The organism is Flavobacterium frigidum, from assembly GCF_048286735.1.
Lineage (GTDB): Bacteria > Bacteroidota > Bacteroidia > Flavobacteriales > Flavobacteriaceae > Flavobacterium.
On sequence record NZ_JBLVPU010000018.1, the window covers coordinates 52,515 to 67,018 of the forward strand.

At 33.1% G+C, this 14,504-nt stretch carries 13 protein-coding genes; 7 read left to right on the forward strand and 6 right to left on the reverse strand.

Annotated features, from left to right (window positions below; translation table 11 throughout):
- The first annotated feature begins 100 nt into the window (after positions 1–100).
- Together ACNQGO_RS11475 and ACNQGO_RS11480 are read left to right on the forward strand one after the other, a co-directional pair.
- Positions 101–280, forward strand: a complete 180-nt coding sequence (locus tag ACNQGO_RS11475; protein WP_417985335.1) for a YdeI/OmpD-associated family protein — start codon at positions 101–103, stop codon at positions 278–280.
- A gap of 291 nt (positions 281–571) precedes the next feature.
- The gene (locus ACNQGO_RS11480) at positions 572–1,027 is read left to right on the forward strand and encodes a hypothetical protein (RefSeq protein ID WP_417944370.1); all 456 of its coding nucleotides are present in this window, start codon (positions 572–574) and stop codon (positions 1,025–1,027) included.
- Positions 1,028–1,104: 77 nt separating this feature from the next.
- On the opposite strand, the gene yajC is transcribed toward ACNQGO_RS11480, so the two are convergent.
- The 3 genes from yajC to ACNQGO_RS11495 all read right to left on the reverse strand — a co-directional run bounded on the left by yajC (position 1,105) and on the right by ACNQGO_RS11495 (position 3,604).
- A complete protein-coding gene (yajC, locus tag ACNQGO_RS11485) occupies positions 1,105–1,377 on the reverse strand; it encodes a preprotein translocase subunit YajC (RefSeq protein WP_417944369.1) in 273 nt (90 codons plus the stop codon).
- Positions 1,378–1,404: 27 nt separating this feature from the next.
- Positions 1,405–2,316: a transcription antitermination factor NusB gene (gene nusB / locus ACNQGO_RS11490; protein WP_417985336.1), complete on the reverse strand. Its 912-nt coding sequence runs from the start codon at positions 2,314–2,316 to the stop codon at positions 1,405–1,407.
- A 187-nt stretch (positions 2,317–2,503) separates the two neighbouring features.
- Complete coding sequence (locus tag ACNQGO_RS11495) at positions 2,504–3,604, reverse strand: Glu/Leu/Phe/Val family dehydrogenase (protein ID WP_417944368.1); 1,101 nt, start codon at positions 3,602–3,604, stop codon at positions 2,504–2,506.
- 201 nt (positions 3,605–3,805) lie between these two features.
- Here ACNQGO_RS11495 and ACNQGO_RS11500 point away from each other — a divergent pair, with 201 nt between their 5' ends.
- The 3 genes from ACNQGO_RS11500 to ACNQGO_RS11510 all read left to right on the forward strand — a co-directional run bounded on the left by ACNQGO_RS11500 (position 3,806) and on the right by ACNQGO_RS11510 (position 7,034).
- Complete coding sequence (locus ACNQGO_RS11500; RefSeq protein WP_417985315.1) at positions 3,806–5,566, forward strand: ABC transporter ATP-binding protein; 1,761 nt, start codon at positions 3,806–3,808, stop codon at positions 5,564–5,566.
- 71 nt (positions 5,567–5,637) lie between these two features.
- The gene (locus tag ACNQGO_RS11505; RefSeq protein WP_417944366.1) at positions 5,638–6,018 is read left to right on the forward strand and encodes a PUR family DNA/RNA-binding protein; all 381 of its coding nucleotides are present in this window, start codon (positions 5,638–5,640) and stop codon (positions 6,016–6,018) included.
- 95 nt (positions 6,019–6,113) lie between these two features.
- Positions 6,114–7,034, forward strand: a complete 921-nt coding sequence (locus tag ACNQGO_RS11510) for a hypothetical protein (RefSeq protein WP_417985316.1) — start codon at positions 6,114–6,116, stop codon at positions 7,032–7,034.
- A 1-nt stretch (position 7,035) separates the two neighbouring features.
- On the opposite strand, the gene ACNQGO_RS11515 is transcribed toward ACNQGO_RS11510, so the two are convergent.
- Positions 7,036–7,374: a tRNA-binding protein gene (locus tag ACNQGO_RS11515; protein WP_417970734.1), complete on the reverse strand. Its 339-nt coding sequence runs from the start codon at positions 7,372–7,374 to the stop codon at positions 7,036–7,038.
- A 143-nt stretch (positions 7,375–7,517) separates the two neighbouring features.
- Between ACNQGO_RS11515 and ACNQGO_RS11520 the strand changes: the two genes are divergently transcribed.
- Positions 7,518–8,396 (forward strand): alpha/beta fold hydrolase, encoded by an 879-nt coding sequence (locus tag ACNQGO_RS11520; RefSeq protein WP_417985317.1) that lies wholly within the window; start codon positions 7,518–7,520, stop codon positions 8,394–8,396.
- A 107-nt stretch (positions 8,397–8,503) separates the two neighbouring features.
- Here the strand turns inward: ACNQGO_RS11520 and ACNQGO_RS11525 are convergent, their stop codons facing one another.
- The gene (locus tag ACNQGO_RS11525) at positions 8,504–9,436 is read right to left on the reverse strand and encodes a peptidylprolyl isomerase (RefSeq protein WP_417947660.1); all 933 of its coding nucleotides are present in this window, start codon (positions 9,434–9,436) and stop codon (positions 8,504–8,506) included.
- 211 nt (positions 9,437–9,647) lie between these two features.
- Here ACNQGO_RS11525 and ACNQGO_RS11530 point away from each other — a divergent pair, with 211 nt between their 5' ends.
- Positions 9,648–12,212 (forward strand): M14 metallopeptidase family protein, encoded by a 2,565-nt coding sequence (locus ACNQGO_RS11530; protein ID WP_417985318.1) that lies wholly within the window; start codon positions 9,648–9,650, stop codon positions 12,210–12,212.
- Positions 12,213–12,374: 162 nt separating this feature from the next.
- Here the strand turns inward: ACNQGO_RS11530 and ACNQGO_RS11535 are convergent, their stop codons facing one another.
- Positions 12,375–14,447, reverse strand: coding sequence for a M3 family metallopeptidase (locus tag ACNQGO_RS11535; protein WP_417985337.1), 2,073 nt, complete (start codon positions 14,445–14,447; stop codon positions 12,375–12,377).
- Positions 14,448–14,504 lie beyond the last annotated feature (57 nt).

Sequence of the window (14,504 nt, forward strand, 5' to 3'; positions counted from 1 at the left end):
TTTCTAAAATTATATATTAGAAGCAATTACCAATGAAAAGTCTGGAAAGAAGACTAAGCCTCAAAAAATGAGGCTTAGTTAATCAACTGCTTCAAGAAGAATTAATACAGATCCTAATTTAGCACAAGCATTTGGACAATTCTCCTCTTCAAAACAATATGAATTCTTAGAATATATTGAAACAACTAAACTGAAAGAAACCAAACTCTCTCAGATTGAGAAAATTAAACCAATGATTAAAGAAAGCATTGGTTTAAATGATAAATACCGATATAATTAAGTCCCAACTCTGACACCCAGATTTGGGACTTTTTTTATGGAAAAAATCTTGACAAAATGCTTCTTACTTTAATCTAATTTAACTTCGTTTTATCTAGAAGTATTTAATAATTTATTTAAAGTGTTATCAAAATTACGTCCGTTTTAACAAATAATTATTTAATACATTAAAAAACTTAACATTGGCCGATTGATAAAATCACTACATTTACTTACAATGAAATAACAATTTTATAACATTAAAAAAAATACAAATTAAATATCTATAAAAACTACACTAAAAATACATCTTATGGCACTAAATGAAGAACAAGACACAACACCATCGGCTCCGCTACAACCTGAGATCAAGAAGCCCACACGAGCTAAAAGAACAGTAGTGGCAAAACCAACGGTTTCGGAACCAGTGGAAATAACACCACCCGTAATGGAAGAAGTACTGCTCGAAACTATAGAAATAGCGACTTTTACCTTAGATAACAACAGTGATGACAATGCCGACTTAATACAGAAAAAAAGTAAAAAGGAAACTAAAAACAAAGTAAAAATGAAAGACAAAGACAAGAAAAAGGCTAAAAAAGCCGATGCAAAAGAAAAAGCGAAACAAAAAGCAAAAGCAAAAGCCAAAAAGGCTAAAAAAGCCAAAAAAGATAAAGCGAAGAAAGAAAAATTAAAAACAAAAATAAAAGCAAAAAAAGCTAAAGCAAAATCAAAAAAAGCAAAGAAGAATAAAAAAAATAAAAAATAGAAATCTTATTTTTTTATAAAAAAGTCCCAACTTGAAAATTACAAGTTGGGACTTTTTTTATACTGAAAAAATTAAAATTATTTTTTATTCAAGGCTGCACTCATTTCCATTGAAATAGCAGAACGCTCCATTTTTAATTTACCTGACATGGTTTCTACCACTACAGTGGTCTCTGCTAGTTCAGAAACTTTTCCGTGAAGACCACTTTTTGTGATGATTTTATCACCTACTTTCAAAGCGCTTTCAAATTCTTTTTCATTTTTAGCTTTTTTCTGTTGTGGTCTAATCATAAAAAAATAGATGACTACAAACATTAATAAAAACGGTGCAAATTGAGTTAATTGTTCCATGATTTAATTTATTTTTTTAATTGGTTATTACATTAAACCACGACCGGCTTTAATGATTCTTTTGTTGGCCTCTAATTCTTTTACTAAATTATCTAAAATTCCGTTGATAAAAATACTGCTTTTAGGCGTAGAATATTCTTTGGCAACTTCTAAATACTCATTCAATGTTACTTTTACGGGAATGGATGGGAATTTCAAAAATTCACAAATGGCCATTTTCAGAATTATAGTATCAATCTCAGCGATACGTTCTGTATCCCAGTTGGGTGTTTTATCCAAATATTCTTTGGCCAAATCTGCTTCGTTTAAAACCGTTTTTCGGAACAAATCCTTAACGAAATCCTTGTCCTCATTGTCTTTATACAACTTTGGCACTCTAAAATTATCGTTCTCTCCAGATTTAATGGCTTTCAATTGCTTGATGATGTGCGTATTCACAACTGGAATATCATCTACCCAAGTCAATTTGTCGTCCTCTAAATATTCGTATAATTTTTCGTTAGGAACAAGTACTTCCATAAATAAATCAACGATGAATTGTCTATCTTCTTCAAATGTATTTACTGAATTGCTCATGTAATTTGCATACAAATCACTCGCCTTTACATCATTCAAAAGCAATAAAATATAATCATCGTTTAAGGACCAATTATTGATTTTACGATTTTCAAGCGCAATACTTAGTGAATTGTTTTCGGAAAGAATTTGAAAAATTTGATTTTTGATAAACTTTTCGTTGGGTTTACGTTCCTCAGGAGTTGCTAGATGCTTTAAACTTGATTTGTGCAAAAAGATAGTCTCTGTTTTACATATTTCAATCAAAGATGAAATCATAATAAGGTATAAATCTTGAATGTTATCGATGCTGTAAAAAAGGAATTTTTCTTCTTTTTCCAGATTATCTGAACCACTTTGATGCATTGCATAAATGGACTGCATAACTTTAACGCGAATGTGTCTTCTATTTACCACCTTGTAAGAACTTTTTTAATTAGGGCGCAAAAATAAGAATTTCATTTTTTAAAATAAAATATATAAATGCTTATTTTAAAAAGTTATTAGTATTCAGCCTGAGTTTTCAGCACTAGCTGAACCCTTCGACTGAATACTGAATACAAACTATTTTTTATTTATTCTCTAATTTTCTTTGATCAATTCTGTTTTGAGCTATCGTCAAAGCTGCCTGATGTGTTGTGATTTTATTGGCAAGTGCAAAATCAAAAATTTCTAAAGTTGTATTGTAAATATTTTCTGTTTTACGCATGATTTCTGCTCTGTCATAATGCGCTAATTCTGCATAAACATTTATAATCCCTCCCGCATTAATCAAGAAATCAGGTGCATAAAGTATGCCTCTTTCTTGTAGAATGGCACCGTGAACATTTTCATCTGCCAATTGATTATTAGCAGCACCAGCTATTACCTTCGCTTTTAATTTGTAAACAGTATCATTATTGATGGTAGCTCCCATAGCACAAGGCGCATAAATATCAACATCAGCACTGTACAAATCGTCCCCTCTAAAAATTTGGGCATTGTATTTTGTACCTACTTCATTCAATTTCTCCTCATTGATATCAGCAATAGTAACTAGCGCACCCTCTTTAGTCAAATAATCGACTAACGTTTCGCCCACGTGACCTATTCCTTGTACCAATACTTTTTTGCCACTTAAAACATCCGAACCAAATTGTTGTTTTGCAGCAGCTTTCATACCTACATACACACCATACGCTGTAACAGGTGATGGGTTTCCAGCTCCACCTCTTTCCTCTGAAATTCCAGTAACATAAGGGGTAACATCTCTTACAATATCCATGTCTGCGGTTTCCATTCCCACATCCTCAGCAGTAATATATCTTCCGCTTAACGAATGTACAAATTCACCAAACTTGCGCATCAACTCTGGTGTTTTTTGTGTCTTAGCATCACCAATGATTACCGCTTTACCTCCACCAATGTTTAATCCAGTAATTGCTGCCTTATAAGTCATACCCCTAGAAAGACGCAAAACATCATTTAATGCTTCCCATTCATTGGCATAATTAAACATTCGTGTACCGCCTAAAGCAGGCCCCATTACCGAATTATGAATACCAATAATTGCTTTTAAACCTGTATCTTTGTCGTTGCAAAATACAATTTGTTCGTGATCATCAAATGATAATTGACCAAAAACGGGATCCATTTTTTGAAGTTCCTTTCCAGTTGTGAAAGCTGCATTCATAGTGTAAGTTTTTATAGTGTTTAATTATGAATTTGTCAAAAAGACAATTCAAATTTACATAAAATATAAATATGTACTAATGATTCGTATAAAATTCATTAAATCAATAAAATACGTACTCACAGATTTAGTATTCAAATTATCAAAATTAAAGATTTATCTTAAAATAAAAATAGTTCAACACAGCATATCTCTAACAAAATGAAAGAATTACGTTATTTAAATAAATATTTCGTCAAATATAAATACAGTTTTCTATTAGGAATTATTTTTACAATTATCGCTCAAATCTTTATGCTTTTCACGCCAAAGTTGATCAGCAAATCGTTCAAAGTTATTGAGGCTTTCGCCAAAGACAAAACAGTATCCAAAGCTGTTATTCACGAAGAATTACTATCAAATATCTTGTTGGTTATTGCCACCACAATAATTGCTGGGTTTCTAACTTTTTTGATGCGACAAACTTTAATTGTAATGTCACGCCATATTGAATTTGATTTAAAAAACGAAGTATTTCGTCAATATGAAAATTTATCTCAAAATTTCTACAAACAAAATCGCACCGGTGATTTGATGAACCGTATTAGCGAAGACGTTTCAAAAGTAAGAATGTATGTAGGTCCTGCGGTAATGTATACCATAAATACTGTCATTCGATTTGCAATCGTAATCGTATATATGTATAATGTCTCGCCAATATTGACTTTGTATACGCTGCTACCGCTTCCTATTTTATCTTATGCCATTTTTAAATTAAGCACAGAAATCAATGTACGGAGTACTATTTTTCAGCAATATTTATCTAAAGTATCTAGTTTTTCACAAGAGATATTTTCTGGAATTCGAGTAATAAAAGCCTATTCACTAGAAAATCAACATCAAAACAACATGGTTACTTTGGCCAATGAAAGCAAAAGTAAAAGCTTAAATCTAGCTAAAATACAATCTTTATTTGGGCCTTTAATGCTTGCCTTGATAGGGATTAGCAACTTAGTGGTAATTTATTTTGGTGGTTTAATGTACATCAACGGCTCTATAAAAAGCATTGGAACAATTGCTGAATTTATTTTGTACGTTAATATGCTCACGTGGCCTGTTGCCACTTTAGGTTGGGTTTCGTCTATGGTTCAGGAGGCCGAAGCTTCTCAAAAAAGACTCAATGAATTCCTTAAAATTGAACCGGAGATAAAAAATCAAAACCAAAACAAATCAGTCATTGAAGGCTCTATTTCTTTCGAAAATGTTAGGTATACCTATGAAGACACTAATATTACTGCCTTACAAAACATTTCGTTTACCGTAAAAAAAGGAGAGACTCTAGCCATTTTAGGAAAAACAGGTTCCGGAAAATCAACGATTTTATCTTTGATATCGAGAATGTATGATGTAACCGAAGGAAAAATCACCATTGACGGGAACGAAATAAGCTCGGTCAATCTTTTTGATTTACGAAATAGCATTGGAATAGTGCCACAAGATGCCTTCTTGTTTTCGGATAGTATAAAAAATAATATCATGTTTGGTAAGGAAAATGCAACCAGTCAAGAAGTGGAAGCAGCCGCGAAAAGTGCCGTTGTTCATGATAATATTATGGGCTTCAACAAACAGTATGAAACGATTTTAGGAGAAAGAGGAATCACACTTTCTGGAGGTCAGAAACAACGCGTTTCTATAGCAAGAGCCATCATCAAAAACCCTCCTATTTTACTTTTTGACGATTGTTTATCAGCAGTAGATACTGAAACCGAAGAAACGATTTTGAATAACTTATTTGAAATTTGTAAAGACAAAACTACTATAATTGTAAGTCATCGTGTCTCGTCTGCTAAAAATGCTGATCGAATTATTGTCATAGAAAATGGTCAAATTATACAACAAGGTTCTCATAATCAATTGATAAATGAAGAGGGCTACTATGCTGCTTTATACTTAAAACAACTTTCAGAAAAAGAAATGCTTTAAATGTTGGAAAATAGATATTTTTTATAGATTTTTGAGTACTAGTTAACAACCATAAATTGAATGAAAGGATTATGAGAGAACATGACATGTTAGAAAAAGAAGAGATTTTTTCGAAAGTTTTAAGAGCTGGAAGAAGAACCTATTTCTTTGATGTAAGAGCAACCAAGGCAGATGATTACTATATTACCATTACAGAAAGTAAAAAATTCACAGAAGAAGATGGCTCTTTCCATTTTAAAAAACATAAAATCTATTTATACAAAGAGGATTTTGTAGCTTTTGCAGAGATTTTAGGTGAAATGACCTCTTATGTATTGAATCACAAAGGAGAAGAAGTAATTTCAGAGCGTCACCAAAAAGATTTCAAAAAAGAATATGCAACTGAAAAATTTGAAGATGATGAGATCCCACAAACCTCAACATTTACTGATATAGAATTTGACGATATTTAAAGTCGTACAACAATCGACTTAAACGAAAGTTAAAAGCCTAAGATTCAAATGAGTTTTAGGCTTTTTTCATTATTTTTAGATTTAATATCAAAAATATGACAGAAACTAAATCATTAACAGACATTGTTTACGACAAACTTTTATCTGAAAAAACAAAAAAGAAAACTGAAATATTCTTTATATCGTTAGCTATAATAAGTTTCATATTGCATTTACTGATCATTACATTAGTTGACCTCAAAATAATTCTAATCAATGATTACTCTAAATTATTGAACGACCCAATATCTGCCATTTACACTCCTTTTTCCTTTATTTTGATTTATGAAGTGTATCTTCTAGTGTATTATTTACCAAAATCAACCACCATATACATTGGAAAACAATATGAAATCATCACGCTGATAATTATTAGGAGAATTTTCAAAGACCTAACAAAATTAGAAATTAATTCCAATTGGTTTGATGTTAAAACCAATGTAAATTTCACACTTGACATTTTGGCTACGGTCATTTTATTTTTCCTGATTTTTTTATTTTATAAGCTCAACAGACAAAATGAAATCAATCAAGCTAAAATTCAAAAACACATCGAAGTTACTAAATTCATCAATCTTAAAAATATTTTTGCCATTATACTCATCCCAATATTTCTGGTATTATCGATATACAGTTTGGGTCACTGGATTTACGAAAGTTTCTTTTCATTAAAAGAAATAGTAGACAACATTAAGGATATAAATAAAATTTTCTTCGAACAGTTTTTTACGATTTTAATATTGATAGAAGTACTTTTGCTTTTATTTTCCTTCTTTCTATCGGATAAATTCAACAGAGTAATTCGCAACTCCGGATTTATAATTTCTACAATATTGATTAAACTTTCTTTTGGAACCGAAGGATTAATGAATACAATCCTTATTGTAACTGCTGTTTTATTTGGCGTTATCATTTTAGCAATTCACAATAAATATGAAACGTTAGAAGTAAAAAAAGAAAGTTCTTTAGTGCCCTAATTTATCCAATTCGTAATCCGTTTTCGATTTTAAAATCCGGCGCCAATAAAATGACATCCCCTTCTGCTCCTACTGCGCCAAGGACTAGGCATTCGCTCATAAATTTACCGATTTGTTTTTTTGGAAAATTGACAACCGCTACAATTTGCCTAAGGCGTAAATCTTCTTTTTGATACCGTTTTGTTATTTGCGCAGATGTTTTTAGAATACCAATTGTAACCCCAAAATCAATTGTCAATTGATAGGCTGGTTTCCTTGCTTCCGGAAAATCATTAACTTCAAGTATCGTTCCTACGCGCATTTCTACTTTTTCAAATTCAGTCCAGGTTAGGTTTTCCATAATTATTTTAGTTAAATAAAATATTGAATGACAGACCTCTAAATTATACAAATATTTGAACTAATTCTATAATACTATTTTTAGTTTATGCAGTTAATTTTACAAAAGAGGAATATTAAATTCATCTTTAAAATAGTACTATTATGGAAATGAATCAGATAAACAGCAACGACTCGAGAAAGGGAAATAATACTGGATTAGATATGTACATTGAAACAGCACCAAATGTCAAATTATATGTTAAAGATTATGGCGAAGGAAAACCTGTAATTCTTATTCATGGATGGCCACTATCTAATGAAATGTGGGAGTATCAAATTGATACTTTAGTTCAAAATAATTTTAGAGTCATTGCGTATGATCGTCGTGGTTTTGGTAAATCATCACAACCTTGGGATGGCTATGATTATGACACTCTAGCAGATGATTTAAAAGCTATTATTGAAAACTTGGATTTAAAGGAAGCAACACTTGTTGGATTTTCAATGGGTGGCGGGGAAGTGGTTCGCTATTTCAGTCGTCATGGCGGCAAAGGAGTTTATAAAGCGGTTCTTATCGCTTCAGTTACCCCATTTCAACTGCAGACAGACTCTAATCCAAAAGGTGTTCCTCAAGAAAAGTATGATGGCATGGCAACGCTAATCAAACAAGACCGAATCAGTTTTCTGGATAATTTTGGCAAAACATTTTTCGGTGTGAGCTTTATCAGCAAACCTATCAGTACTCCTTTATTAGACTATTACAGAATGCTTTGCTCTTTTGCATCCCCACGTGCTTCTTTAGAATGTGCCAAATCATTTTCGGCAACCGATTTTCGAAGTGAAATGGCTTCTGTAAATGTTCCTACATTAATTATTCATGGAGACGAAGATAAAACAGTTCCTATTGAAATCACTGCTGAGATAGCAGCTAAATTAATACCAGACAATAAATTTATTGTTTATGAAGGAGCTCCTCACGGTTTATTTTACATTGAAAAAGATAAATTAAACAAAGATTTGATTGAATTTTTAAATTCATAAATTAGAATATAACAGCCTTCATAAATCTCAATTTATTTAGCACAAAAAAACCCAAAACTTTCGTTTTGAGTTTTTATAATTTTATTGGTTCTATAACTAGTTCTAGACTATTTAACCTCCATCAATTCTACGTCAAAAATCAAAGTAGCATTTGGTGGTATTGCTCCTCCAGCTCCACGAGATCCATATCCTAAATGAGAAGGAATAACAAAACGCGCTTTATCACCAACTTGTAGCAACGCAATTCCTTCATCCCAACCTTCAATAACTTGACCTTGACCTAATCTAAATTCGATTGGTTTTTTTCTTGGGTACGAAGAGTCAAAAACTTTACCATTTTCTAATGAACCTTCATAGTGTACAGCCACTGTTTTTCCGCTTTCTGCCTTTTTACCTTCACCTCTTTGAATGAATTGGTAACGCAAACCACTTTCTGTTTTTTCAAAACCAGCAGCTAACTTTTCCATTGCTGCTTCGGCCTCTGCTTTTAGAGCAATATCACGTTTGTTTCTCGCTCCTTTGAAAGTGATAAAAGCCTCAATTGCATTCCAATTTGCAGCTTCTTCTCCTTCTCTGATAATTTCAATAGATTCTAAAACATCTCCTTGCTCTACTGAATCAACAATATCTTGTCCTTCTACTACGTGACCAAAAACAGTATGCTTATTATCCAACCAATCCGTTGGAATATGTGTGATGTAAAATTGCGAGCCATTTGTTCCAGGTCCTGAATTGGCCATTGCCAAAACTCCAGGACGGTTGTGTTTTAAACTTGGGTGAAATTCATCATCAAATTTATATCCAGGATCGCCTGTTCCTGTTCCTTGTGGACAACCACCTTGAATCATAAAATCAGGAATTACTCTGTGAAATTTTAGTCCGTTATAAAATTTTGCACCTTGAGGCTTTACTTTATTCTCTAAATTTCCTTCTGCTAATCCTACAAAATTCCCAACCGTTCCCGGCGTCAAATCGTGTGTAAGTTTTACTAAAATAGCACCTTTTGCGGTGTTAAATTTAGCATATATTCCGTTTTCCATGTTTTTTAATTTTTATTGAATTGCAAATTTACAAATTAAATTTATTTCAACCTATTGCATCAAACTTTTGATTTGCAAATGAGAAGTTAAATTAGTTTACAGTTTGTAGTATGGCAAACAAGGATCAAAATTTCATTTATAGCAACAGAAAGATCAAAATAAAGAACAATTTAATGAAATAGCATCTAATTTTTAACAGCAAAATACTAAAATGGCAATACAATACTTTTTATATTTACAGCTCAAACTAACACCAAACCACATGAAATTGATGTATTCCCTTTTGCTATGTATTCCTTTTTTGAGTATTGGACAAAAAACGTCACTAGATTATTATTTACCACAAAACGGTAGTTACAATACAAAAATCCCCACGCCAAAGAGTATTCTTAATTTTGAATTGGGTGAAATGCATACCGATCATACTCAAGTGGCCAATTATATGAGGGAAGTTGCAAAAGCATCGGACAGGACTAAAATTGAAACTACAGGGTATACGTTTGAAAATCGACCGTTACAATTATTGACCATTTCTAGTCCAAAAAACTTGGCTAACCTTGACGAAATTCTTAAAAGACATGCTGCCATTACTGATGCTGATGCTAATAATAGTGATTTATCAGACCTACCAATAGTAGTTTATTTAGGATATTCCATTCACGGAAATGAGTCTAGCGGTACAGGTGCAGCAATCGCCTTAACCTATTATCTTGCTGCAAATGACAGTCCAGAATTAATGAAAACCTTAGACAAAACCATCATATTATTGGACCCATCCTTTAATCCAGATGGTTTGCATCGTTTTTCGACTTGGGTGAATAGTAATAAAAGTGCCAACTTAGTCACCGATCCTAACGATCGCGAGTTCAATGAAGCTTGGCCAAGAGGTCGTTTTAACCACTACTGGTTTGATATGAATAGAGATTGGTTGCCAGTACAGCTCCCTGAAAGTCAGGCACGAATAAAAACCTTTAGAAAGTGGATGCCAAATGTCCTGTGTGACTTTCATGAAATGGGAACAAATTCTACCTACTTTTTCCAACCAGGTGAACCCACTCGAACGAATCCGCTTACTCCAGAACTAAATCAAGTACTAACTCGAAAAATTGCAGGATACCACGCCAAAGCACTAGATAAAATAGGCAGTTCCTATTTTGTTGAAGAAAACTATGACGATTTTTATTTTGGCAAAGGATCCTCCTACCCTGACATCAATGGTACCATAGGAATATTATTTGAACAAGCCAGTTCTAGAGGACATGCGCAGGAAAGTGCTAATGGTATTTTGACGTTTCCATTTACGATCCGAAATCAATTTACAACCAGTTTATCAACCTTGCAAGCAACAACTGAAATGCGTGAAGAGCTGCTGGCCTACCAAAGAGATTTTTACAAAAATGCTAAAATAGAAAGTAGTAAAAGCAAAGTGAAAGGCTATGTTTTTGGTGATGAAAAGGATGCTTCAAGAGTACATGAATTAGCCAAGATTCTAAGTCAGCACAAAATAAAAATGCAAGAATTAAAAGAGGATGTTATCATAAACAAAAAGAAATTTTCTAAAAGTTTAAGTTATTTTATTCCCGTTGCACAACAAAACACCAAATTGATAAATGCGATTTTTGACCGTCAATTACAATTTAAAGACAGTTTATTTTATGACATTTCAGCGTGGAGCTTTGATTTGGCTTTTAATCTCAACTTTGAAAGCGTAAATACACTAGACAATGCGGGTAATGATTACGAACCAAATCTGAAAAAAGGTTTTGTTTCTAAGAAAAGTGACATCGGCTATTTGATGGAGTGGACAGATCATAAAGCTCCAAAATTATTAAACCAATTACTTGCTAAGGGCTTGCGTGTAAGAACTACTAAAAAACCATTTACACACATTGGAAAAACATTTTCTTATGGTTCTTTATTTATTCCTGTCCAAAATCAAGAATTAAGTAGTCAAGAAATTTTTAACTATTTGAATCAAATTATTCCTGATTTTGCTATCGAAATTACAGCCGTGGAGACTGGTTTTACCGATGGTGTAAATTTAGGTAATCCAAATTTCGTGACATTGACACCACCCAAAGTCGCCATGATTGTAGGACAAGGTGTCGATCCCGCTGATGCAGGAGAAATATGGCACATGTTTGACCAAAAAGCCGCGATGCCATTGACTAAAATTGATATGGAGCAACTTGAGGGTGTTACCTTAAGTAAGTACACTACTTTAATTTTAGTAAATGGTTCTTATTCTAAAATTTCAGACAAAACAGCAACTAAAATCGGACAATGGGTGCAAAACGGAGGGACTTTAATTGCGTATCAAGATGCAATTAAATGGTTGAATAAAAATGAGTTAACCGCATTGACTCTTAAAGATTCTAAGCTGGAAGCTAAGGAAATTACATTCGAGCAAACAGATGACTATAAAGGAGCGCAAGAAATTGCAGGAGCCATATTTGAAACTAAACTAGACTTATCGCATCCTATCAATTTTGGAATGCCTCGCAATACGTTGCCTATTTTTAGAAATACTTCAATCATGATTGAACCCAACAAAAATAGTTACAACAACCCAATTCAATATACAAAAACACCACTGATTAGTGGTTATATTTCTAAAGAAAAACTTGCACTTTTAAAAGAAACAGTACCTTTTCAATCCATTAAAAAAGGAGATGGCAACATTATTGTATTTACAGACAACACCAATTTTAGAGCATTTTGGTTGGGAACTGAAAAGCTATTGTGGAATGCTATTTTCTTCGGTAAATTGATGTAAAAAGTGCTGATTTCTCTCGAACAGGTTAAGGCCCAGGGTAAGTAATGATCCTCAACTGCGCTCGAATGGACAAGTGTTTTTAAAAATCTAGTATAAAATCAGTTCTAAAAAAAAATGACATTCTTTCGAATGTCATTTTTTTTAAAATAGAATCAAACTTTATTATTTTTCTAGCAAGCCAGCGTTTCTCAAGTACGGTTCAATTTGCATCTCATGCCCAATGAAATCTTTGAAAGCTTTGTTCAAATCCACACTGTTACCCACTGATAAAATGTATTTTTTAAAACGTTCACAATTGGCTCTTGTCATACCACCATTAGCTTGCATCCAGTCAAACGCGTTATAATCTAAAGTTTTAGACCAAGTATATGCATAATATCTCGCAGAATATCCTCCGCCCCAAATGTGAGCAAAATAAGGCGTATGGTATCTGGTGGGAACCTCATTTACTAATAATCCGTATTTAGTAAGTGCTTCTTTTTCAAACTCTAAAACAGGTTTGAAATCAGATTCCTTAGTAACACTATGCCAAGCCATATCAAGTGTTGCTGCAGCCAAAAGCTCTGTTACTACATATCCTTTATTGAAGGTATCTGCCTTTTTAATTTTATCTATCAATTCTTGTGGAATGGCCTGTTTGGTTTGATAATGTATCGCATAATTTTTTAATACTGCAGGATCTAAAGCCGCGTGCTCGTTGATCTGCGAAGGAAACTCAACGTAATCTCTAGGCACAGCCGTACCAGAAAGCGTTACATACTGCTGATTTGCAAACAATCCATGTAACGTATGCCCGAATTCATGAAACAGTGTAGTTACATCATCAAAACTGATCAAAGACGGATTTCCCGAAGTTGGTTTTGCAAAATTATACACATTCACGATCACTGGTTTTTGTTTTAAGTAGTGCGACTGACTGACAAAATTACTCATCCAAGCGCCGCCATTTTTGTTGTCTCGCGTATAAAAATCCAAATAATAAATCGCAATTGATTTTCCATCAGTATCATAAACCTCATAAGCTTTTACATCAGGATGATAAACCGGTAAATCATTTCTCTCTTTAAATGTTAGTCCATACATTTGCTTTGCAGCAAAAAATACGCCTTTTTCCAATACTGAGGAAATTTCGAAATACGGTTTTATTTGACTCTCATCTAAATCATACTTGGCTTTGCGAACTTGCTCCGAATAAAAATCCCAATCCCAAGGTTCTAGTTTAAAGCCTCCGTTTTGAGAATTAATAAGGTCTTGTATTTCTTTGGCTTCTACTTTAGCTTTAGCAACCGCTGGTGTAGTAATTTTTGCCAACAAATCTATTGCAGGTGCTGGTGATTGTGCCATTTGATCTTGCAACTTCCATTCAGCAAAACTCTTTTTACCCATCAAATTTGCTTTTTGCAAACGTAATTTTACCATTCGCTCAATTACGTCTCGAGTATCTCCATCATCATTTTTTTCTGCACGATACCACGATGCTTTGAATATTTTTTCTCTACTAGCTCTATTAGTAAGACTTTTCAAAACGGGTTGCTGCGTGGTGTTTTGTAATCCTATTACATATTTTCCATCTTGACCTGCCTCTGTCGCTTTTGCTTTAGCTGCAGCAACTTCGGCAGCATTTAAACCTGCTAGATCATTTGCATTATCAAAAAAAACAGCTCCATTTTTTCGAGCAATTAAAAGTTTATTTCCAAAAAGCGTACTTAAAGTTGCCAGCTCTTCATTTATTTTTTTCATTTTTACTTTATCCGTTGCTGATAAATTGGCTCCAGCCAACTCAAACTGCTGTAAGTAATACTGTGTCAGTTTCTTATCTTCTCCTTTCAAAGTTGATAAATTAATTGCTTTAAAACGATTGTAAAGTTTGCTATTCAAGTAAATTTTATCATTGTGTCCTGAAAAAATAGGCGCATACTCTTCATCAATAGCTTGCAAGGTTGGATTGATATTCGATCCTGTTAAATTGTAAAAAATACCTACTGCTCTGTTAAAATCTACTCCGCTTGTCTCTAATGCCAAAACTGTATTTTGGAAAGTAGGCTTAGAAGGATTATTGGCAATCTTATCTATTTCTTGATCGTGCACTTTTAAACCATATTCAAAAGCAGGCTTAAAATGTTCGTCTTTAATCAAGTTGAAATTGGGCGCCTGATATTGCAGCGTACTTTTTTGTAGAAGCGGATCTGTCATCTTAACCGATTTATTTTGTGCATATCCTGTTTGAGTTTGCATACCAGCTACTAAAAACAGCGAACTAGCAACGATTATTTTCGAAAAAATTTGCATAGT